General features: G+C 73.4%; 18 protein-coding genes. 4 read left to right on the forward strand and 14 right to left on the reverse strand.

The annotated features are described in order from the left end of the window. Nucleotides 1-130: 130 nt before the first annotated feature. From AB0B35_RS09615 to AB0B35_RS09645, 7 genes are all read right to left on the reverse strand, one after another. Complete coding sequence (locus AB0B35_RS09615; protein WP_361043359.1) at nt 131-994, reverse strand: ATP-binding cassette domain-containing protein; 864 nt, start codon at nt 992-994, stop codon at nt 131-133. Nucleotides 995-1,005: 11 nt separating this feature from the next. After that, nucleotides 1,006-3,972: an FtsX-like permease family protein gene (locus AB0B35_RS09620; protein WP_361042935.1), complete on the reverse strand. Its 2,967-nt coding sequence runs from the start codon at nt 3,970-3,972 to the stop codon at nt 1,006-1,008. Continuing rightward, nucleotides 3,969-6,974 (reverse strand): FtsX-like permease family protein, encoded by a 3,006-nt coding sequence (locus tag AB0B35_RS09625; protein ID WP_361042939.1) that lies wholly within the window; start codon nt 6,972-6,974, stop codon nt 3,969-3,971. Before AB0B35_RS09625 ends, AB0B35_RS09620 begins: the two co-directional genes overlap by 4 nt. Nucleotides 6,975-7,191: 217 nt before the next feature. Then, on the reverse strand, nt 7,192-7,848 hold the full coding sequence (locus tag AB0B35_RS09630; RefSeq protein WP_360520448.1) for an ATP-binding cassette domain-containing protein: 657 nt from the start codon (nt 7,846-7,848) through the stop codon (nt 7,192-7,194). Nucleotides 7,849-8,206: 358 nt separating this feature from the next. Beyond that, nucleotides 8,207-8,806, reverse strand: a complete 600-nt coding sequence (locus tag AB0B35_RS09635) for an HAD-IA family hydrolase (protein WP_361042942.1) — start codon at nt 8,804-8,806, stop codon at nt 8,207-8,209. Continuing rightward, nucleotides 8,803-12,342, reverse strand: a complete 3,540-nt coding sequence (gene smc, locus AB0B35_RS09640) for a chromosome segregation protein SMC (protein WP_361042945.1) — start codon at nt 12,340-12,342, stop codon at nt 8,803-8,805. Before smc ends, AB0B35_RS09635 begins: the two co-directional genes overlap by 4 nt. 290 nt (nt 12,343-12,632) lie before the next feature. Then, nucleotides 12,633-12,827, reverse strand: a complete 195-nt coding sequence (locus AB0B35_RS09645) for a hypothetical protein (RefSeq protein ID WP_203694320.1) — start codon at nt 12,825-12,827, stop codon at nt 12,633-12,635. A 237-nt stretch (nt 12,828-13,064) separates the two neighbouring features. Between AB0B35_RS09645 and AB0B35_RS09650 the strand changes: the two genes are divergently transcribed. From AB0B35_RS09650 to AB0B35_RS09660, 3 genes are all read left to right on the forward strand, one after another. Then, entirely contained in the window at nt 13,065-13,814 is a 750-nt protein-coding gene (locus AB0B35_RS09650) for a CAP domain-containing protein (protein WP_361042948.1), read from the forward strand. A 79-nt stretch (nt 13,815-13,893) separates the two neighbouring features. After that, complete coding sequence (locus AB0B35_RS09655; RefSeq protein WP_203694319.1) at nt 13,894-14,520, forward strand: spherulation-specific family 4 protein; 627 nt, start codon at nt 13,894-13,896, stop codon at nt 14,518-14,520. A 2-nt stretch (nt 14,521-14,522) separates the two neighbouring features. Next, the gene (locus AB0B35_RS09660; protein ID WP_361042952.1) at nt 14,523-15,110 is read left to right on the forward strand and encodes an endo alpha-1,4 polygalactosaminidase; all 588 of its coding nucleotides are present in this window, start codon (nt 14,523-14,525) and stop codon (nt 15,108-15,110) included. Nucleotides 15,111-15,157: 47 nt separating this feature from the next. Here the strand turns inward: AB0B35_RS09660 and mutM are convergent, their stop codons facing one another. From mutM to rsmD, 7 genes are all read right to left on the reverse strand, one after another. Next, nucleotides 15,158-16,015, reverse strand: coding sequence for a bifunctional DNA-formamidopyrimidine glycosylase/DNA-(apurinic or apyrimidinic site) lyase (gene mutM / locus AB0B35_RS09665; RefSeq protein WP_361042954.1), 858 nt, complete (start codon nt 16,013-16,015; stop codon nt 15,158-15,160). 232 nt (nt 16,016-16,247) lie between these two features. Then, nucleotides 16,248-17,021 (reverse strand): ribonuclease III, encoded by a 774-nt coding sequence (rnc, locus tag AB0B35_RS09670; protein ID WP_361042957.1) that lies wholly within the window; start codon nt 17,019-17,021, stop codon nt 16,248-16,250. Nucleotides 17,022-17,142: 121 nt separating this feature from the next. Continuing rightward, nucleotides 17,143-17,316 (reverse strand): 50S ribosomal protein L32, encoded by a 174-nt coding sequence (rpmF, locus tag AB0B35_RS09675; protein ID WP_120318486.1) that lies wholly within the window; start codon nt 17,314-17,316, stop codon nt 17,143-17,145. Nucleotides 17,317-17,431: 115 nt separating this feature from the next. Beyond that, the gene (locus tag AB0B35_RS09680; protein WP_361042959.1) at nt 17,432-18,022 is read right to left on the reverse strand and encodes a DUF177 domain-containing protein; all 591 of its coding nucleotides are present in this window, start codon (nt 18,020-18,022) and stop codon (nt 17,432-17,434) included. 225 nt (nt 18,023-18,247) lie between these two features. Then, entirely contained in the window at nt 18,248-18,742 is a 495-nt protein-coding gene (locus AB0B35_RS09685; RefSeq protein ID WP_360520473.1) for a hypothetical protein, read from the reverse strand. A 110-nt stretch (nt 18,743-18,852) separates the two neighbouring features. Beyond that, nucleotides 18,853-19,341, reverse strand: a complete 489-nt coding sequence (gene coaD, locus AB0B35_RS09690; protein ID WP_361042961.1) for a pantetheine-phosphate adenylyltransferase — start codon at nt 19,339-19,341, stop codon at nt 18,853-18,855. Nucleotides 19,342-19,348: 7 nt separating this feature from the next. After that, entirely contained in the window at nt 19,349-19,981 is a 633-nt protein-coding gene (rsmD, locus tag AB0B35_RS09695) for a 16S rRNA (guanine(966)-N(2))-methyltransferase RsmD (protein ID WP_361043362.1), read from the reverse strand. 216 nt (nt 19,982-20,197) lie between these two features. On the opposite strand from rsmD, the gene AB0B35_RS09700 reads away from it, so the two are divergent. Beyond that, entirely contained in the window at nt 20,198-21,409 is a 1,212-nt protein-coding gene (locus AB0B35_RS09700; protein WP_361042963.1) for an LPXTG cell wall anchor domain-containing protein, read from the forward strand. The last annotated feature ends 306 nt before the right edge of the window (nt 21,410-21,715 follow it).

Below are 21,715 nucleotides of genomic sequence, written 5' to 3' on the forward strand. Positions count from 1 at the left end.
TCGACGTTGGCCTATTAAATCGACTGTCGCGCGGCGATCGAACTCGATGCAATAGGCCAACGTCGATAGAAGGCGCGGCGGAAGCGAGCGCCGGGCGTCGCCACCGACGGCCCGGCCGCGCAGATGGCGGTCAGACGGCCTCAGTACTGACCGGCACCGACACCGAGTGGTCGTCCGTGACCAACGTGACCTTGCCGCCCGCGTGCTCGACCGTGAGCAGCGTGCCCGGCGGCAGCACATCCAGCACGTCCGGCGGCAACTGCACGGTGCCGTCCCCCGCGATGACCGCGAACTCCCGCCCGTCGCGCCCCTCCGAGCCGACCCGGCCGTCGCGGATGGTCACCGCCCGGCCCAGCCGCGCGCCCACGTCGGGGTCGTGCGTCACGGCGACGATGGTGGTGCCGCGCTCGGTGTTGACCGCCTCCAGCGCCGCCAGCACCTCGTCCCGGGCGGTCCGGTCGAGCTGGCTGGTCGGCTCGTCGACGAGCAGCAGGCCGGGTGAGGCGGCCATGCCGACCGCGATCGCGGCCCGCTGCGCCGCACCGGGCGGCAGGTCCTGCACCTTGCGGTGGCCCAGGCCGGTCAGCCCGAGCAGCGCCAGGATGCGCTCCGGCGGCTCCAGGTCGGCGGGGCGCACGTGCGCCGCCCGGCGCTGGGCCAGCCACACGTTGCTGAGCACGGTGGCGTACGGCAGCAGGTTGCGCCGCGCCCCCTGCAGCACCACGCCCAGGTCGGTGCCGCGCAACCGGGCCAGCTCGGCCTCGCTGATCCGGCCGATGTCCACCAGGCCGATCTGCACCCGCCCCGCGCTGGGCCGCATCAGCCCGGCCAGCAGCGCGATCAGCGTCGACTTGCCGGAGCCGGACGGCCCGACGAGGGCCACCCGCTCCCCCGGCGCGATGTCCAGGTCGACGCCGGCCAGCGCGACCACGTCGCCGCCCTCGGCGCGGTAGATGTGCACCACCCGGCGGCACACCACGGCCAGACCGGTCAGGCTGGAGTTCTTCACGACGTCGCTCCCTCGCTCCCGCGCGCCACCCTCGTGGCGAGCAGGCACGTTGTCAACAGCACCAGCAGGGCCACCGCGATCGGGGCGGTGACCAGCGGACCAGGCAGGTCGGGCGGCGGCACGGCGGTGCCCCCGTCGCCGAACACCGGCAGCACCCCGCGGGCCAGCGCCCACGACAGCGCCGCGGCCAGCAGGCCGATCAGGGTGCCCGTGAGCACCAGGGCGAACCGCCCGCCCAGGTCCGCGCCGCGCAGCACCGCCGCGCGCACGCCCTGACCGCGCAGGGTGGCCAGCCCCTCGTCGGTGCGGCCGCGTTCGAGCACCGCGGTGACCAGCAGGCCGCCCGCGGCGAAGAGCACGCCGACCAGCGCGGCCGCGGCCAGGAACAGCATCGCCAGCGCGGGGGCCTGCTCCTCGTAGAGCCGCAGCTGCCCGGCCGCGTTCCGCTCGCCGAGCACCTTCAGCCCGTTGGCCTCCAGGCGCTGGACGAGATCTGCGGGGGCGTCGGCGGCCAGCCAGACCTCGGGTTCCTGGGCGTCCGATTCGCCGCCCACCCGCAGGTCGGCGTACTGCAGGTCGACCAGCGCGCCGTGCGCGCCGTAACGCGGCACCAGGGGCAGGGTGCCCGCGCGGACGATCGGGACCCGCACCGTGCCGCCCGCTCCGAGCAGCTCGGGCGGCAGGTCACCGGCGGCGACCAGGGGCAGCGGGTCGGGCGCGGGATCGGCGGAGGCGCGCATGTCGGGGGTGAGCACGCTGTCCACCGACACCCGCAGGCCGCCCGCGGCGGGGACCAGGTCCGGCACTGGCCGCGCGGCGCTGGTCTGCGGCAGCCGCCAGTGGTGGCCCGCCAGGTCCGCGCCGCCGAGCACCGTCTTGCCGGTGCGGTCGCGCAGGTCGCCGATGGTCAGGTCGACCAGGTACCGCTTGGGCGTGAACAGGTCCACCGACAGCTGCCGGAGCTGGCAAGGACCGGCCGCGCAGGCGGGTGTGGCGATCCGGTACGCGTGCGTGCCCGGCTTCAGCTTCTCCACCCGGACGCTGGACTGCGCGCCGCCGACGCCGACCAGGCGCAGGGTGAGGCCCGCCGTGGCGCCCGGCTCGATCCGGTCCAGCGTGACGGTGACATCGACCTCGGCTGCGGTCAGCGAGAGCGGCGTGACCTCGGCGGGCCGCAACTGCCGCGCCACCTCGGCCGGGGCCGTGGCGCCGTACGCGTCCGGCCACAGCGCCACCGCCGGGAGCCGGGAGCTGTCCACCGCCAGCAGCTTCGTCTCGGTGTTCACGTTGACCCGCATGGCCGCCATCGCGTACCGGCCGGCCGGGTCCGCGGTGCGCACCGCGTGCAGCAGGCTGGCCGCGGGCAGCGTCTCGACCCGCAGCACCCGGGCCGCGCCGACCTGCACCTCGGCCCGCTCGTGCCAGGCCTGTGCGGCCACGTCCCGGGCCGACAGCGCGAAGCCGAGCAGCCCGAACACGACGGTCAGCAGCACCACGACCCAGTGCGTGCCGCCGCCCCGGGCCAGCGTCAGCGCGGCCAGGCCGGTGCGCAGCCGGCCGCGGCGCAGCGCCCGGCGGCCGAGCCGTTCGGCGGGCACCCCGACCGCGCGCGCCGCGACCAGGCCCAGGCCCAGCGCGATGCACAGCGGCGCGAGCAGCCCGATGCCGCCCGAGCCGGTGTCCCCGCCCGCCGCGACCTGGTAACCGGCGACCAGCGCGAGCGCGCCGACCATCGCCTCGACGCCGCCGACCAGGCCGCCGCGGCGGCGCACCCGGGCCCGGCGCAGCAGGCCGAGCACCGGCGTGGTCAGCGCGCGCACCTGCGCGAGCAGCCCGGCCAGCAGCGCGCCGAGCACCGCCACGGCGGTGTACAGCGCCGACGCCGGGTTCAGATACACCGGCGGTGAGCCCGGCAGCGCGACCGCCGCGAGCAGCGCGGTCGCGGCGTACCCGAGCAGGTAGCCGGGGATCACGGCGACCAGCACCGGCACGGACGTCTCGGCGGTGGCCAGCCACCACCGGGTGCGGGCGGGCACGCCGCGCAGCGCGGTCAGGCCCAGCTCGCCGCGCCGCTGCTCGACGCCGCCGGCCACCGCGATGAACAGGACCAGCCAGCACAGCATCACCAGCGGCACGGCCGCCAGCAGCAGGCTCGACGCCAGCTGCTCCTCGCCGGCGCTGATCCGGGCGATGAGGTTGTCCACCTCGGTGTCGGTGCCGAAACCGCCCGCGTCCAGTTCCGACTCGGCGTCGCCGAGGTCGTCGCGCAGCCGGTCGGTGTCCTCGAACGCCGCCGGGGTGATCAGGAGGTCCACCATGCGCATCCGGCTGCCGTCGACGGCCGCCACGGTGCGCTCGGTGGCGAACGCGGCGGGCTGCTCCAGACCGGTGAGGACCTGCCGATCGCCCCAGTACGGGTCGTCGAGCCGGACCGGCTGGTAGAGGCCGACGACGGTGAGGCGCACCGGCGCGGGCGGGTCCTCGTCCTGCGGCCCAGCCGGCGGCGAACGGAACTCCAGGTCCTGGCCGGGTAGCGCGGCGAGCTCGGAGGCGGCGTCCACGCGCAGCACGACCTCGCGCTCGCCAGTGGCGCACCGGCCCCGGACGATGGTCAGGTGCTCGCAGATCCCGGTCCGGGTGGCCAGGAACATGCCCTGCTCGTTCTCCTCGCCCTGCTCGCCGGTGACGACGACCTGAGCCGAGATCCCGCTGAGCGTGACCATGCCGGGCACGTACGGCCGCAGCGGCTGGTCGCCGCCGCGCGGGTCGTCCGAGGTCTGCGCGGTGACGACCCGTTCGCCGACGGTGGCCGCGGCGACCTCGACGCCGCGCAGCGACACGGCGGCCGCGTCCTGGTAGAGCGGTCCTGCCGCGGCGGCGGCCGCCGCCAGTGCCGTCAGCAGCAGCGTGATCACGGCCAGCCCGCGCCGGGCCCGCACCATCGCCCACAGCAGCGCCGTCATCGCTGTCCCTCCACACTGCCGGGGCGGCCGGTGGTGGCCCTGACCAGAGAACGTCCCGCCGTCAGCGCGGCCGCCAGCAGCACCAACGTCGCCGCGGCGACCGCTGCCGCGACCAGCGCCAGGCCGGGTCCCGGTGGTGCCAGCCCGCCGCTGGCGGTCAGCATCTGCCGGGCCGGGCCGCTGACGGCCCACGCCACGGCAGCCGTCAACGCGCCCACCGGCGCGGCGATCCCGATCATCGCGAGGTTGCCGAGGCGGCCCGCGCGGGCGGCCGCACCGGCGGGCAGTCCCTGCGTACGCAGGGCCGCCAGCTCGGCCGACCGGTTACGGCGGTCCGTCGCGGCGAGCACGAGCACGGCCAGCGCCACCAGCAGCACACTGAGCACCGCCGCGGCCAGGTGCAGCCGCAGCGCCAGTCCCGCGCCCTGCTCGCGGTAGCGGTCGACACGCTCGCCGACCGCCTCGTCGCGCACCGGCACCAGGCCAGCCGCGCGCAACCGGTCCACCGCGTCGGCGGGGGCGGCGGCGTTCAGCCACACCTGGAGCTGGATCGCGTTGTCCCGGCTGCCGCTGAGCCGGTCGGCGTTCTGCAGGTCGAACAAGGCCCCGTCGGTGCCCGCGCCCGGCAGCACCGGCGACACCCAGCGCAGGTCCACCGGCCGGGGCAGCGCCTGGAGCGGCTCGATCTCGGCCAGCTCGCCGGTGTGCGCCAGCCACGGCGGCCCGGCCGCGACCACCGGCAGCGGCACAGGCGCGTCGGACACGTACAGCCTGATGTCTGTGCTGATCTGGCGCGGATCGCTGGGCACGTAGCGCAGGCTCACCGCGTCGTCGGAGTTGAGCACCGTGACCTCGCGCTCAGCGCCCATGTCGGCCCGCCATCGCGACGCCGCGCCGATGGCCTGGCCCTCCAGCAGGACCCGGTCCGGGCCGAGCTGGCGCAGGCCGCGCAGCGTGAAGCCGTCGGGTGAGACGGGGAAGCTCAGCCAGTACAGGCGGCAGCCGGGCGGGACCGCGCACGCCGGCAGGTCCAGCTTGTAGCTCGTACGCCCGGCCCCGTCGGCGATCTCGACCGCGCCGGTGACCGGGGCGCCGTCCGGCCCGACCAGGGCGGCGGTCAGCCGCATGGGGCCGTCGAACTCCGGGGTGGTCTCCACCTCGAACTCCAGTCCGTCACCGGCCACGATCACCGGGTCGCCCGCCGGAGCACGCAGCATCCGTGCCGTGTCGACCGCCGACACGGTCGCACCGGCGGGCCACAGCGCGACGGTCGCGAGCCGGGTGCTGTCCACCCCCAGCAGGGTCATGTCCGGGTCGTCCTGGCGGGTCACCGCCATGGCCCAGGCGCCGTCCGGGTCGGCCTTGGCGACCGCGGTCAGCAGCGCGGTACGCGACGGGGCGTACACGGTCAGCGCCCGCGGCGCGCCCAGCGCCAGTTCGGCACGTTCCCTGGCCGCGTTCGCGGCCACGTCCCACGCGCTCACGGTGTATCCGACCAGGGCCACCGCGACGACGGTCAGCGCGACCAGGCGGTCCGCGCCGGGGCGGCGGGCCACCTGGAGCGCGGCGAGCCCGTGCGCGAGCTTGCCCCGGTGCAGGCGGGACGCGCCGAACCGGGTCGCCGCGGAACGCACCACCCGGGCGGTGAGCAGGCCGACCACGATCGCCAGCAGCAGTGGCGCGAGCAGCGGCAGCCCGCCCTCCTGGCTGTCCGAGGCGTACGACTGCCCGATCGCGGCCAGGGCGACCACCGCCACGCCCAGCTCGACCAGCCCGACGCGGCGTCGCCGCCGGGTCGGCACCTGCCGCAGTCCTTCCATGAGCGAGCCGGAGAACACCCGGCGCTCGGCGACCGCGGCACTGATCATGACGACGAGCAGCGTGCCGCCGGCCGCCAGCAGCGCTCCCTGATCGAGCACCACGTCCTGCGCCCGCGCGAACGTCGCCCAGGTCAGCAGGCGCACCAGCAGCCAGCCCAGCAGCACCCCGAACGGGGCCGCGACCAGCAGCACGAACGCCGTCGGGCCGAGCGCGAGCAGCGCCCGGTGCCGGGGCGGCACCCCGCGCAGCAGGCCCAGCGCCAGCTCGCTGCGCCGCTCCGAGGCGGTGTACCCGATCGCCATCAGCAGCACGAACCAGCACACGACCAGTAGCTGCACCGCGCCCAGCGGGGCGGCCAGGCTCAGCACCTGTCGGGTCTCCTCGATGCGCTGCAGCAGCCGCGGCAGGCCGTTGTCGATCCGTACGCCGACCAGCCCCATCCCCGGCTTGACCACCTCGGTCAGCCCGTCGAGGTTGCCGGCCGTGAACGCCTCGTCCCCGGCGATCATGTCCACGGTCGCGATCAGCGTGGTGGCTCGGAGTTCGGCCACCGTCGGCGCGGCCACGAACAGCGGGTTGCCCACGCGCTGCGGCCGCGGCGTGTAGTCGGCCCGGCCCGCCCAGTACGGGTCGCCGCCGGCCAGCGGGCCCGCGGGGTCGTACACGCCGACCACGCGCAGCGTCACCGGCTCCGGAGCCTTGTGCGCCCGGTAGGTGAACTCGCCGCCGGTGCTCAACCCGAGCCGCTGGGCGGTGGGTTCGCTGATCGCGACCTCGCCCGCGGCGGCGGGGCAGGTCCCGGCGGTGAGCACCAGGTGCTCGCACACGTCCGCGCGCATGGACAGCGGCGCGTCGACCGGGGACACGCCCGGCACCCGCCCGTCGGCGTGCACCGCGACGATCTCGGTCAGCCCGCTGCCGTCGGTGCGCTCGGCGACCTGACCGCGCAGGCTGTCGAGCTGGGAGGTATACCCGTTCGCCGCGGCGATCTCGGCGGTGAAGGTGATGGCCCGTTCGGCCGCGGTGGCCGCGCGCAGCTCGGCGGCGACCACGGCGCGGTCGGCGGCGGAGGCGTAGAGCGGCGCGGCGGTCCCGGCGGCGACCGCCAGCACGGCGAGCACGGCCAGGATGACGGCCTGGCTGCGGCGGCTCGCCAGCACGCCGAGCACCAAGCGAAGCATGCGCTACCTCTTCGGGGATACCCGCTCCGAGCGCCGGAAGCGCTTCCACGGGCGGCGGATCAGGGGGTGGGGCCCCGCGCGATCAAGCCTGACCAGGGGTGATGTCGGGCGCGATCGGGTCGGGGTCGGTGGCGGCCATGTCCGGATCACGGGGTGCGGGATCGAGTCCGGACCAGGGGTGGGGTCGGGCGCGATCGAGTCCGCACCGGGGCGGGGGTCAGGCGCGGACCAGCTCGGCAGCGCCGTCGAGCAGGTGGAGTTCGGCGTCGCAGGCGGCCGCGGCCTCCAGGTCGTGGGTGGCCAGCACGACGCAGGCGCCCCGGTCCGCCTCGGCGCGCAGCAGGTCGAGCACCCGGGCCCGGTTGGCGGCGTCCAGCTCGCTGGTGACCTCGTCGGCCAGCAGCACCGCGCCGGACAGGGCCAGGCCGCGGGCGATCGCCGTACGCTGCTGCTGGCCGCCGGACAGCTCCTCGACGAGCTGCCCCGCCTGCGCGGACAGGCCGACGTGCTCCAGCGACTCGGCCGTGGCCCGGCGGGCATCCTCCGGGGAGAAACCGTTGGCCACCAGCACGACCTGCACGTTCTCGCCCGCGGTGAGGATGGTGGCGAGGCCGTTGTCCTGGGGGATGAGCACCACCCGTCGCGACACCGCGTCGTCGCGGTCGCGCAGCGGCTTGCCGTCCACCGCCACCGCGCCGCTGACCGGGCGCAGCACCCCCGCCATGGCCCGCAGCAGCGTCGTCTTGCCCGCGCCGGACGGGCCGGTCACCGCGAGCATGCGGCCCGCCTGGGCCGCCACGGACACGTCACGCAGCACCGGCGCTCCGGCGGTGTACTCCACCGTCACGCGGTCCACTTCCAGCGACGACGTCATCGCCGCGCTCCCCTCGCCGAATCGGGTCGTGCGCACCCTCGCGGCTACCGGAGATCGCTCTCAGCGAGAGGCGGCCCTGGAGATCGGCAAGAGTCCGGTAGTAGTCACGCGCAGCACGGAGATCCGGTTGTCACCGCCCCTTACCGTTTCCACATCCCGAGAGAAACTTTCACACCGAGCCGAATGCGGCCCCCAGCCGCGCCAGCCCCACATGATTACTCGACTTGCCTGGCACCTGGGCGAAAGCGCCTTCAAGAAACGCACAGGTGCCAGGCAAGTCCGATGACCTTGGACGGGCCGGGCGGGTCGGCGGGGACGGACCGGCGGGGCACGGTGGATTGGCCCTTGCGGTCGCGGGTCAGAGCGCGAGGGCGGCGCGGGCGTAGGTCAGCACGTCGGGGCCGTCCCAGCGGAGGGCGGACAGACCGGCGACGCGGGCACCGCGGATGTTGCGGTCGGTGTCGTCGATGAACAGGCACCGATCCGGTGGGGTCTCCAGGGCCAGGCAAGCGGCCTTGAAGAACTCTTTCGTCGGCTTGTGCACGCCGAGTTCGGCCGAGGAGACGATCGCGTCGAAGTCGCCCTTGAGACCGAGCAGCCCCAAGTCGTCGTGCAGATCATCGGTCGCGTTCGTGGCCAGGCCGACCTTGCGACCGGCCGCGCGCACCTCACGGACGAACGCGAGCACGGCCTGGTCGACAAACCCGGGGTAGGCGTCCCATTCGGTCAGTGCCGCGGCGGGTGCTCCGGTGTGCGCCGCGATCGCGTCCAGCCACTGCTGCCGGGTCCAGTGACCGGTGATCGCCGGCAGCTGGCGGGCCCACTCCAGGCCGGATTCCAGCAGCCGAGCGGGGGCGATGCCGTGCCGGTCCTCGAAGTCGCCGTAGGCGGACGGATCGAAGTGGCGCAGCACCCCGTCGAAGTCGATCAGCAGGGCCTCGGCCGGCCGACGCCTCATGCGGACTCGCCTTTCAGACGCTGGCTGATCACCTCGGTCACACCGTTGCGCATGGTCACGCCGTACAGGGCGTCGGCGACCTCCATGGTGCGCTTCTGGTGCGTGATGATGATCAGCTGGCTGCGCGAGCGCAGCTCCTGGAACAGGGTGATCAGGCGGCCGAGGTTGACGTCGTCGAGCGCCGCCTCCACCTCGTCCATGATGTAGAAGGGACTGGGGCGGGCACGGAAGATCGCGCACAGCATCGCCACCGCGGTCAGCGAGCGCTCGCCACCCGACAGCAGCGACAGCCGCTTGATCTTCTTGCCGGGCGGGCGCGCCTCGACCTCGACGCCGGTGGTGAGCATGTTCTCCGGGTCGGTCAGCACGAGCCGGCCCTCGCCGCCCGGGAAAAGGATCGGGAAGACCACCTGGAACTCGCGCGCGGTGTCCTCGAACGCGGTGGTGAACACCTCCAGGATGCGGTCGTCCACGTCCTTGACCACGGTGAGCAGGTCCTTGCGGGTCGCCTTGAGATCTTCGAGCTGGTCGGAGAGGAACTTGTAGCGCTCCTCCAGTGCCGCGAACTCCTCCAGCGCCAGCGGGTTGACCTTGCCGAGCAGGCCCAGGTCGCGCTCGGCCTTGGCGGCGCGCTTCTCCTGGATGGCCCGGTCGTAGGGCTCCGGCTCGGCGAGGTCCGCCGAACCGAGCATGATCACCGGCACCGGGACCTGGGGACCGTACTCGCCGAGCAGGGTCTCCACGTCCAGCGAGAACTCCTCCGCGGCACGGGTCTCCAGCTGCTCGATGCGCATGCGCTGCTCGGCGCGGGCCACCTCGTCGCGGTGCACCTCGGAGGTGAGCCGGTTCAGGTCGTCGCCGAGCCGCTTCGCGCCGTTGCGCACCTGCGCCAGCTCGGCCTCCCGGGCCGTACGCGCCTCGGCGATGGTGTCCCGCCGCTCGGCCGCCTCCTCCAGCGCCACGTTCAACCTGGTCAGCACCTCACGGGTGCCGGACTCGACGGCCTTGGCCACGGCGGCTCCGCGCTCGCGGGCGGCCCGGCGGGCGGCGGCCCGCTCCCGGGCGGCGCGCTCGGCGGCGGCCTGGCGCAGCAGCGAGTCGGCCCGGCCGGCGATCTGCGAGACGCGCTCCTCGGCGGTGCGCACCGCGAGACGCACCTCGACCTCGTTCTGCCGAGCCTGCGGCACCAGCGCGGCGAGCTGGTCGCGCTCGGCGGTGGACGGGTCCTCGTCGACCGGCACCGACTCGGCGGCCATCAGCCGCTCCTCAAGCTCGGCCAGATGGACCAGGTCCTGCTCGCGGGCGGCGACGGCCTTGTCGCGGGAGGCGGCCAGGCGCTGCGCCTCGGCCTGCGCGGAGCGGGCGGCGGCGCTGACCTCGGCCAGGCGGCGGGCGGCGGCGTTGCGCTCGCCCTCCGCGGCGCGCTTGGCGGCGGCGGCCTCGTCCACGTCACGCTTGCGCGCGGTGGCCAGCTCGCGGGCCTCGGCGATCTCCTCCCGCAGGACGGCGATCGACTCCTCGGCCGCGGCACGCTTGGCGCGGGCCTCGTCGACGGCCGCCTGCACCTCGATGTAGCTGGGGGCCTTGGCCGAGCCACCGGCCCCGGCGAACGCGCCGACCAGATCGCCCTCGGCGGTCACGGCGCGCAGCGACGGGTGCGCGGCGACCAGCGCGGACGCGGCCCGCAGGTCGGCGACCAGCACCACGTCACGCAGCGCGCTGGTGATCGCGGGACGGATGGTGTCGGCGCAGCGCACCACGTCCAGCACCCAGCGGGCGCCGGGCGGCAGCGCCACGTCGGGGCGGGACTGCGGAGTCGGCGTGCCGATCAGCAGCGCGGCCCGGCCCGCATCCTGGATCTTGAGCAGCCGCATCGCCTCGGTCGCCTCGTCGACGCCGGACACCGCGACCGCGTCGGCCAGCGCACCCAGCGCCGCGGCGAGTGCCGCCTCGCAGCCGGGCTCGACGGCCAGCAGCGACGCGACGCTGCCCAGCAGGCCGGGCACCTCGCCGCCGCGGGCCAGCAGCGCGCCCGCGCCGTCCTTGCGGTTGAGGCCGAGCGCGAGCGCCTCCTCGCGGGCCTTCCAGCCGGTGGCCTCCTTCTCGGCGGCGCGCTCGGCGTCGGAGGCACGCTTGACCGCGGCGTTGGCCTCCTCGTACGCGGCGACCGCGACGGCGTGGGCGGTGTCCAGGTCGGCGTTGTCACGATCGGCGTCGGAGGTCTGCTCGGCGACGGCCTCGACCTGCTCCTGGGCGGCCTCGGCCCGCATCGCGGCGTCGCCGTACGCCGTGGACAGGCGCTCGATCTCCTCCGACGCGGTCGCGGTGCGCGTACGCGCGGCGTTGACCTGGCCGGACAGCTTGGCCATGCCCTCGCGCCGATCCGCGATCGCCTTCACGGCGGCGACCAGCGCGCGTTCGGCCCCGGCGAGCTGGCGCTCCAGCTCCTGGCGGCGCTCGACGGCCTCAGCCAGCCGCACCTGGTCCTCGGTGAGCGCCTCGCGCAGCGCCTCCTCCTGCTCGCGTACCGCCTCGGCCTCGGCCTCCAGCCGCTCCGGGTCGCGGCCGGAGCGCTCGTCCTCGGCGGGCGCGGCCAGGTGGCGGTGCCGCTCGGCGGCCAGCTGGGCGGTGGAGCGGAAGCGCTCCTGCAGCGCGGAGAGCTGGTACCAGACGTCCTGAGCCTGGGTCAGCGCGGGCGCGTCGGCGGCGTGCGCCTGCTCCAGCACCGACAGCCGCAGCTGGACCTGCTCGTACTCCTCCTCGACCAGCTCCCGCCGGGTGCGCAGGGCCGCCTCGTCGGCGACCTCCTTGTCCAGGGTCGTGCGCAGCGTGAACAGGTCGTCGGCGAGCAGCCGCAGCCGGGCGTCGCGCAGGTCGGCCTGGATGGTCGCGGCGCGGCGGGCCACCTCGGCCTGCCGGCCCAGCGGCTTGAGCTGGCGGCGCAACTCGTCGGTGAGGTCGGTGACGCGGTTCAGGTTGGCCTGCATCGCGTCGAGCTTGCGCAGCGCCTTCTCTTTGCGTTTGCGGTGCTTGAGGACGCCCGCGGCCTCCTCGATGAACGAGCGGCGGTCCTCGGGCCGGGCGTGCAGCACGCTGTCGAGCCGGCCCTGGCCGACGATGACGTGCATCTCGCGGCCGATGCCGGAGTCGGACAGCAGCTCCTGGATGTCCATCAGGCGGCAGGCGTCGCCGTTGATCTCGTACTCGCTCTCGCCGGAGCGGAACATCCGGCGGGTGATCGAGACCTCGGTGTAGTCGATCGGCAGCGCGCCGTCGGCGTTGTCGATGGTGAGGGTGACCTCGGCGCGCCCCAGCGGCTGCCGGCCGGACGTGCCGGCGAAGATCACGTCTTCCATCTTGCCGCCGCGCAGCGCCTTGGCGCCCTGCTCGCCGAGCACCCACGAGATCGCGTCCACCACGTTGGACTTGCCGGAGCCGTTCGGGCCCACCACACAGGTGATGCCCGGCTCCAGCCGCAGCGTGGTCGCGGAGGCGAAGGACTTGAAGCCCTTCACCGTCAGGCTCTTGAGGTGCACGGCGCTCCGAAAATGATCATCAGCGATCCCGCCGGTCGGCGGGTGGCACATGCTATCCGGTCAAAGCTGCAGGGTACCCAACAGGAGATCGGCCACCGGACGCGCCGCCGATGCCGCCGCTGTCGTATGCCCAACCCTGCCGGACGGTTAAACCGCCGCCGGCGCCCGTTCGGCCCGGCACATGAAAAAGCGCGCCGCCACAGGAGTGGAGGCGCGCATTAGGACTGGTGCACTGTGGCGACGCCGGCAGAAGCGGCGGTCGGCCACGGTCCCGCTCACGCGGGATTTGTTCAGGTCAGAGCCGGCTCGGCAATGCGGAAGAAGTCGTCGGCCTCGGCAGCAGCAGCCGCCAGCCGATCGTTCTCCGCACGCAACCGGGTTACCTCGAACTCCAGTGCCCGCACCGTGGCACGCAACCGGGTGACCTCGTCGAGCATACGCCGATCTGGCGCAGCGGCGACGTGGCCATAGAGGGCCTTCGCCATATCGTCTCCTTGTGAAGCGCTGCCGGTTCGCCGGCCAAACGCGCGCCCAGTTATTCGCGACTCCCGGCCCGTGCCATCCGGAATGTTTCTCCGGATATGGCTGGCGAGCGCGGTCGGGCGCGACTGGCGACGTATCCATACTCCGCCGATACGCCCGTAACGTCAAGTTGCCCTGCGCCACACATCACGGAAGGTGTCGAGAGGCGACAAACCGCCCCGGCTTGCTAGCGTCAGGCGGTGGCACCTCGTGGCCGTTACGCCGGCCGGCATCGTGCGCCTCTACGGTTGCTGCCCGCGCTGATCGGCTCGGGTGCGCTACTCGCCGCCCTGGTCGGCGGCGCGCTGGCGCTGAGCGGACCGCCCGCCGCCCCCACCCCGGCCGGGGGACCTCCCACCGCGGGCGGGGCGGCTGTCACCGGTTCGGATGACACCGCGGCCACACTTTCCGGTGACACTCCGTCATCGCGGATCACCCCGCCGGGGTCGCCGCACGTGTCCCCGAGATCGGCCGCCGCCGTTCCGGATGTGTCCGCCGCGAATCGGCCCGCCGCCGCGCGGGCCGCCGTCCCCACCCCGCGGACCAGTCCCGAGAGCGACCGGATCACCGCCCTGGAAAGCCTCGTCGCCGTCCTGATCAACCGGGAGCGCGACCGGGCCGGCTGCGGGCGGCTGCACACCGACACGCAGATGGCCGACGCGGCCCGGCGGCACAGCGCCGACATGGCCCGGTACGACTACTTCAGCCACACCGGCCGCAACGGCAGCAGCTTCGTCGACCGCCTGGAGGACGCAGGCTACCCACGCCGGCATGCGGCAGGCGAGAACATCGCCTACGGCTACTCGACCGCCCAGGCCGTCGTGGACGCGTGGATGGCCAGCACCGGGCACCGCAACAACATCCTGAACTGCGACGCGCGGGCGACCGGCGTGGGCCTGGCCTACCAGGAGCGCCGGGCGTACTGGACGCAGGAGTTCGGCCGCGAGTAGCGGCGGCGGGGAGCCAGTCGGCTAGCCGACAGTCACTTCCGGGCAGTCGCGGCACACCGATATCGGTCGTTGTACGAGCGTGACCCCCCTGCTCCCACTTCCCGCACACCCGCAGCTGAACCCGGAGCTGTGGGCGACGATCGAGGCCGCCGGCGTCGGCGCGACCGTCCTGCTCAACATCGACGCCGGGCCTGGCAGCGGGCTCGACCCGACCTGGACGGCGGCGACCACCCGGCTGGTCCGCGCCGGCGCCGGGCTGCTCGGCTACGTCGACCTGGCCTTCGGCGCGCGACCGGCCGAGCAGGTGCGGGCCGAGCTCGGCCGCTGGGCCGGCTACCCGGTCCGGGGCGTCTTCTTCGACCAGGCCCCGACCAGCCCGTACTCGATCGGCCCGGTCGCCGTCGCGGTCCGCGCGGCCCGCCGGATCGGCTTCGACACGCTGCTGGTGAACCCGGGCCGCCCGACCGACTCCATCTACCGGGGCCTGGGCGCGGTGCTGTGCACCTTCGAGGGCCCCTGGGACCGCTACCGGCACGGCACCGAGGAGGGCGTACGGCCCGGTGACGCGCACCTGGTGCACTCGGTGCCGCTGGACCAGATCGCGGCCTGCCACGAGCTGATGCGCGGCCGCGGCGCACGGTTCGGCCTGGCCACCCACGAGGCGTCCATCCACGGGGCGTCCGCGGTCGTGCCGGTCCCGGTGTAGCCGTGCGGATCGCGGGGGCCCGTGTCCCGGTCAGCGCGATGGTCGCGCTCGGCTGCGTCGCCTGCGCCACACCGGCCCGGCCGACCCACTGGTACGACGCCCCACCGCCGGCCGCCGTACCCGACCGGCTGCGCTGGCAGTGGTCGCTGGCCGCGCCGCCGCAGCCCGCCGCGGCCGACGTGTTCGTGCTGGACGGGTTCACCACCGCCGCGGCCACGGTCGAGGACCTGCACCACGCCCGCCGCCGGGCGGTCTGCTACCTGCCGCTGGCCGAGGTCGAACGCGATCGGCCCGACGCGGCGCGCTTCCCCGCCGAGATGACCAGCGCGGCCGGGCGGGTGCGCTGGGACGCCCCGGAGGGCGAGCTGCGCACCCGGATCACGCCCATCCTCACCGACCGGCTGCGGCTGTGCCGGGACAAGGGCTTCGACGCCGCGGTCCTGGACCAGCTGGCCGGCGCGCCGCACAGCGTCGTCGACGAGCTGATCACGCAGGCGCACCGGATGTCGCTGCCGGTCGGCCTGCTCGACGCCGAGCACGCCGACGCCGACCTGACCGTCCCGGACTCGCCCGACCGGCCCCCGGGCTGAACCTCAAGCCGGGCGACGAAGGGACCGCGACCCGGCCTGCAGGCGGGTCACGCCCGGCCCACCGTGCGCGGCCTGGGCTGGCAGCGCGGGCACGAGAACGACGAGCGGTTCATGAACTGCTCGCGCCGGATCGGCGACCCGCACCGCGAGCACGGCTCGCCCTCGCGCCCGTACGCGTTGAGCGAGCGGTCGAAGTAGCCCGACTCGCCGTTGACGTTCACGTACAGCGCGTCGAAGGTCGTGCCGCCCACCGCGATGGCCTCGCCGAGCACGTCGCGCACGTGCCCGAGCAGCCGCGAGGCGGCCGGCTTGGTCAGCTCGTCACTGGGCCGCTCGCCGTGCAGTTTCGCCCGCCACAGCGCCTCGTCGGCGTAGATGTTGCCGACCCCCGAGATCAGCGTCTGGTCGAGCAGTGCCCGCTTGACCGCGGTGCGTCTGCGCCGCAGCGCGGCCAGGAAGTCGGCCTCGACGAACGCGGCGTCCATCGGGTCCAGGGCGATGTGCGCGATCTCCGCCGGCAGCGTCGCGCCGCCCGGCGAGACCGCCAGCCCGCCGAAGGTGCGCTGGTCGACGAAGCGCAGCTGCGGGCCGTCGTCGCTGAAGTCGAACCGGATGTGCAGGTGCTTCTCCTCCGGCGCGTCCGCGGGCTGCACCAGCAGCTGGCCGGACATGCCGAGGTGGCCGACGACCGCGTCCCCGCTGTCCAGCGGCAGCCATAGGTACTTGCCGCGGCGGCGGGCGTCGGTGATCGTCCGCCTGGCCAGCACGTCGGCGAAGTCCTGCGCCCCGGCCGGGTGGCGGCGCACGGCACGCGGGTGCCGCACCTCCACGGTGGCGATGGTGCGGCCGACCACCCAGCGGGCCAGCCCGCTGCGGACCGTCTCGACCTCGGGCAACTCGGGCATGACTCCAGCCTCCCTCACCGGCCGTTGAAGCGACGGCGCGGCAGTGCCGACGCGAACCGCCCGAGCAGTGGCCCGGGCGTCGCCCTCATCATGAACAACACCCCTGACGTTCCCACCGGCACCCGGTGGCCTTGATCGCTCGACTTGCCAGGCACCTGGGCGAAAGCGTGCTCAAGAATCGCACGAGTGCCAGGCGAGTCGGATGGTCAAAGGGCTGGCCACGGTCGCGGCCTCAGGCCTCCCGGGCCTCGGGGTGGGAGATGTCCACGGCCCGGTGCGACAGCAGCTTCCAGGCGTCCTCGGCGGCACGCTGCTCGGCGTCCTTCTTGGTGCGGCCGGTGACGCCGCCGAAGCGCTCGCCGCCGACGACCGCCCAGGCGGTGAACATCTTGGCGTGGTCGGGGCCCTGCTCCTCGATGGCGTACTCGGGCACGCCCCAGCCGTGCGCGGAGGTCAGCTCCTGCAGGCTCGTCTTCCAGTCCAGGGACGCGCCCCGGCGCGCGGACTCCGCCATCAGCGGGTCGAACAGCGCGCGGACCACCTCGGCGGCCTTCTCCATGCCGTGTTCGAGGTAGATCGCGCCCAGCAGCGCCTCGAGCGTGTCGGCGAGGATCGACTCCTTGTCGCGCCCGCCGGTGGTCTCCTCGCCCTTGCCGAGCAGCAGGTGCCGGCCGATGCCGTCACCGCCGAGGGAACGGGCCACCCCGGCCAGGGCGCGCGAGTTCACGACGCTGGCCCGCAGCTTCGCCAGACGGCCCTCGGGCAGGTCCGGATGGGCCTCGTACAGCGAGGCGGTGATGACGACGCCCAGCACGGCGTCGCCGAGGAACTCCAGCCGCTCGTTGGTGGGCAGCCCGCCGTGCTCGTACGCGTACGAGCGGTGGGTCAGCGCCCGCTCCAGCAGCTCGGGCTCCAGCGTCACGCCGAACGCCGCGGCGAGATCGGCCGCGGCGGCCTCCGCGGACCGCTCGGCGGCACGCGGATCCTGGGACGGCTTCGAGGCCATCAGTCACTCCCCTCCCGGCGGCTGAGGGGCAGCACAGGTACGGCGACGTCGCCGGCTGGCGAGAACCAGCCGGCGACGTGACGTTTCACAGCTTCCCGGAAACACCGGGATCGCCTGAGACTCAGACCTCGAGAACCTGGCGGCCGTTGTAGGTGCCGCACACGCTGCACGCGGCGTGCGGCAGCTTGGCCGACTTGCACTGCGGGCAGGCGACGGTCGCGACCGCGCTCACCTTCCACTGCGCCCGGCGGTGACGGGTGTTGCTGCGCGACATCTTGCGCTTCGGGACTGCCACTGTCTTACTCCTCAGTAGTAGTCGGCGGTCGCCGACCATTATCTCGGTACGGCCGCAGCCGTCGTACCCGGGTCTCGGCCCCCACCGCGGCGAACGCGGCGGGCAGGTCACCGATCTAGGGCGCCGGCTCGGCCGGCTCGTCCGGCCCTGAAGAGCCGGTCAGCTTGCCCAACTTCGCCCAGCGCGGGTCGATCTGCTCGTGGGAGTGATCCTCGGGCAGGTCGTCCCAGCGCGCCCCGCATTCGGAGCACAGCCCTGGGCAGTCCTCTCGGCACAGCGGATTGACCGGCAATGCCAGCACCACCGCGTCCCGCAGCGTCGGCTCAAGGTCGATCATGTCGTCCTGGAGCCGGCCCACCTCGTCCTCGTCCGTGGTCTCGTCCGTGGCGCTGTCCGCGTACGCGAAAAGCTCCTGGATGTTCACGGTCAGCGGCTCGCCGATGTCGGCGAGGCAGCGGGCGCACTCGCCCGTCACCTCACCGGAGACGGTTCCGGAGACGAGCACGCCCTCCGACACCGACTCCAGCCGCAGATCCAGCGTCAGGTCCGCGCCCTCGGGCACACCGATCAGCTGAAGACCCAGCTCAGCCGGTGCCGGCACCACCCGATGGACGGCACGCATCGACCCCGCGCCTCGCGGCAGGTCCCGGGTGTCGAGGACGAGCGGAGCGCGCGGGTCGAGGTGCTTCGTCGAGTGTGCAGACATGAGCTTTCACTGGGCAGGTAGATGGAGGCCGTCATCGCAGGCCGACGTAGAAGATTACCTGAAGCGACAGGCCCCCGTCGAACCGCCACCAGCAGTTGGCGCGGTCACGCGCCCAGGAGCCCGTCGAAGCGGCCGCTCGGTGTCATCCGGAGCGCAAGCGCAGGATGACACCGATTAAGGCCGCGTAGCGGGATCCGCATGACTCAGCAGCGGGATCCGCATGACTCAGAAAGGCAGGGGGCGGTCGTCGTCGCCGGGGACGAACGAGCCGATCTCGCGCAGCGCGTGCATCTTGTCCCGGCCGCGCTCGATGGAGGCCAGCGCACGCGTCAGGAACTGCTCGAAGTTGCCCAGCGCGGTGTCGACGTACTCGTCGACCTCCTCGCGCAGGCGCTGCGCCTCGGCACGGGCCTCGCCGACGATGCGCGAGCCCTCGTGCTCGGACGAGACCGTGATCTCGTTCACCGAGACGAGCCGGGCGTGTTCCTGCTCACCCTCGTGGATGATGCGGTCCGCCTCGCGCCGCCCGGCGTCGAGGATCTTGTCCCGCTCCTCCAGCAGGGCAGCGGCCCGCCGCAGCTCACCGGGCAACTCTGCCCGGAGCTGGTCCAGCGCGCCGATCAGCTCACCGCGGTCGACCATGCAGTTACGCGACATCGGCACCGATCGCGCGGCTTCCACCAGCGCGATGATGTCGTCAATCCGGTCGAGTGGGTCCACCGACGGTCACTCCTTGTCCAGCGTTGTTGTCCACACCATGATGCGTCCCCCGTCCACCCGTGTGGCAGACCGGGGACCCCTGCGGCGCGTCGCCGCGACGGACCTGCGGTTCAGTCGGTCCCGCTGTCCCGGTACTTCTCCAGCAGACGCCGTTCCACCAGCTCCGGAACGAAGGAGGAGACCTCGCCGCCCCACTTGGCGATCTCCTTGACGAGGCTGGACGCCACGAACGAGTACAGCGGGTTGGTCGGCATGAACAGGGTCTCCACCCCGGACAGGCCGATGTTCATCTGCGCCATCTGCAGCTCGTAGTCGAAGTCGCTGACCGCGCGGATGCCCTTGACCACGACCTGGGCGTCGTTGTCGCGGCAGTAGTCGACCAGCAGCCCGCGGAACGACTCGATCCGCACGTTGGGCAGGTTCTTGGTGACCTCGCGCAGGATCTCGATGCGCTCCTCGATGGAGAACAGCCCCTGCTTCGTCTGGTTGACCAGCACCGCGACGATCACCTCGTCGAACAGGCGCGACGACCGATCGATGATGTCCAGATGTCCCCGGGTGACCGGATCGAAGGATCCGGGACAGACCGCACGCCTCACTAGCTGCTCACCCTTCCGGTAAGACCGCTCCGCCACTCTGCGCAACGGCGCGACCGTACCAAAGGGCGGTCTCCCCGTAGCGGCGGCTGCGTTCGCCAGTGATGCCCTGCACCCAGGCGGGTTCCGGCGAGCGGCTGGAGCGCTCCACGACCAGCACCGCGTCCTCGGCGAGCCAGCCGTTGCCGGCCAGCCCGGACAGCACCGCGGCGAGGTCCTCCTCGCTCAGCGCGTACGGCGGATCGGCGAACACGACGTCGTAGGCCCCGTCGGCCGGGCCGCCGGCCAGCACCGTCGCCGCCTTGCCGGCCGCCACCCGGGCCGCGGCTCCCGCACCCAGCGTGGCGATGTTCTCCCGGATCACCCGGACGGCCTTGGCGTCGGACTCCACCAGCAGCACGTGCGACGCGCCGCGGGACAGGGCCTCCAGGCCGACCGCGCCGGAGCCCGCGAACAGGTCCAGCACCCGCGCGCCGGACAGGTCCGTCATGGCCTCCAGCGCCGAGAACAGCGCCTCGCGTACGCGGTCGGAGGTGGGCCGGGTGTCGCGGCCGGTCGGGGCATGAAGCCGTCGCCCGCCGTACCGGCCGGCCACAATCCTGGTCACGATCACGACGCTACGGCATGGGCGCGGGCGGCTGATCGTCGTCTGCTCGTCGGTCGCTGGGTGACGCTGGTTCACCTGTTCATGCGCGCAGCGCCACCGAGACAAGGATCGTCACCCGAATGCGATAACGATTCGGCAACGGTTCCTTTAACTGCTCTCTGAGCACTTCGTGCCCCGGATGGAGCTTCACTAGGGTCAGGCGGTCGCTTCACAGCTTCACCCTCGTCCCACACACCCCGAACTGGAGCACGTGTGAAGAGCCCCATCCTGCGCCGCCTCGCGGCATACTCCGGCAGTGTGCTGCTCGGCCTCGCGGGCGTCGCCGTTCTGGCCAGCCCCGCCCAGGCGCACCACACCACGATCACCGCGAAGGCGAAGTGCACGCCGAACGAGTGGATCATCACTTGGACGGTCGAGAACTGGGACACCAAGCTGACCGCCGTGATCGACGTCGTGGACGACAAGTCGTCGCCCGACAGCGCGATCACGAACATCGTCGACGGCGCCACCCTGCCGGGCAAGGCCAACGGCAAGCTCGGCAAGATCGTCGGCGAGCAGCGCACCGGCCTCGACACCACCACCGCCGACCTGACCGTCTTCGGCAAGTGGTCCAACGGCGTCACCCAGACCAACGCGGGCCACATCGCGCTCGACAAGTCCGAGTGCGGCAACTACAAGGCCGACCTCACCGGTCAGGCCGCGTGTGACACCGAGACCGGCAACTGGAAGGTCTCCTGGTCGGCGATCAACAAGCACTACACCGACCCGGCCAAGGTCACGATCATCAACAAGGCCGAGAACCCGAACGACCCCAAGTTCTCGGCCATCGAGTACGGCACGGAGAACTGGGAGCCGCTGACCGACCTGGCCAGCGTCGTCGGCCTGCACGGCGGCGTCAGCATCCCGGGCGGCGGCACGGTCCAGGCCACCCAGGCGGTGCCGGGCAACGCCACCGCGGTGCGTCTGAAGATCCGCCTGAACTGGGAGGGCCAGCCGGGCGACACCCAGTCGCGCGTGGTCGCCTTCGAGGGCAGCTGTGTGAAGAACGCGCCGAAGCCGTCGGCCGTGTTCGCCTCGGACTGCACCGGCGTCGCCACCGTCACCCTGATGAACGCCAAGGACGCCACCAAGGCGGCGGTCTTCGAGGTCAAGGGCGCGGGCGGCTTCACCACCGAGAAGATCACCATCCAGCCCGGTGAGGACCCGGTCAAGGTGACCGTCCCGAAGGCCGCCGCCACGGCGATCGAGGTCTTCGAGAACGGCGTCAAGATCGACGAGTACCAGGCCGAGGCCAAGGAGTGCCCGACGCCGACCCCGTCGGCCTCGCCCTCGGCCCCGCCGACCCTGCCCCGCACCGGCGCCAACGTCACCATCTTCGTGGTGTCCGGCCTGCTGCTGGTCGCGCTCGGCTTCGCGGTCTTCATGCTGGCGCGCCGCCGCCGCCTGAACATGACCGAGGTCTGATCGTCCTGATCACCTGAAAGAGGGGGCGGGTCCACCACGGACCCGCCCCCTCTTCGCGTCCCCGTCGCCCGCCGCACCGAACCGACCCGCCCTCCCCGGCCGGCTCCCACGGCACGGGACGACCGCGCCACGATCGTCGAACTTGCCTGGCAACCGGGCGAAAGCGGCCTCAAGATACGCACACGTGCCAGGCAAGTCGAACGACCTTGGTGCGGCCCGGGACCCCACCGAACCCCCGAACCCCGCGCGCGGGTCGGCCCCGCACCCAGCCTGGCCACCACGGACCGGGACGGCCGGAGGACGGCT

The organism is Catellatospora sp. NPDC049133 (assembly GCF_040648455.1).
In the GTDB taxonomy this organism is placed as follows: domain Bacteria; phylum Actinomycetota; class Actinomycetes; order Mycobacteriales; family Micromonosporaceae; genus Catellatospora; species Catellatospora aurea.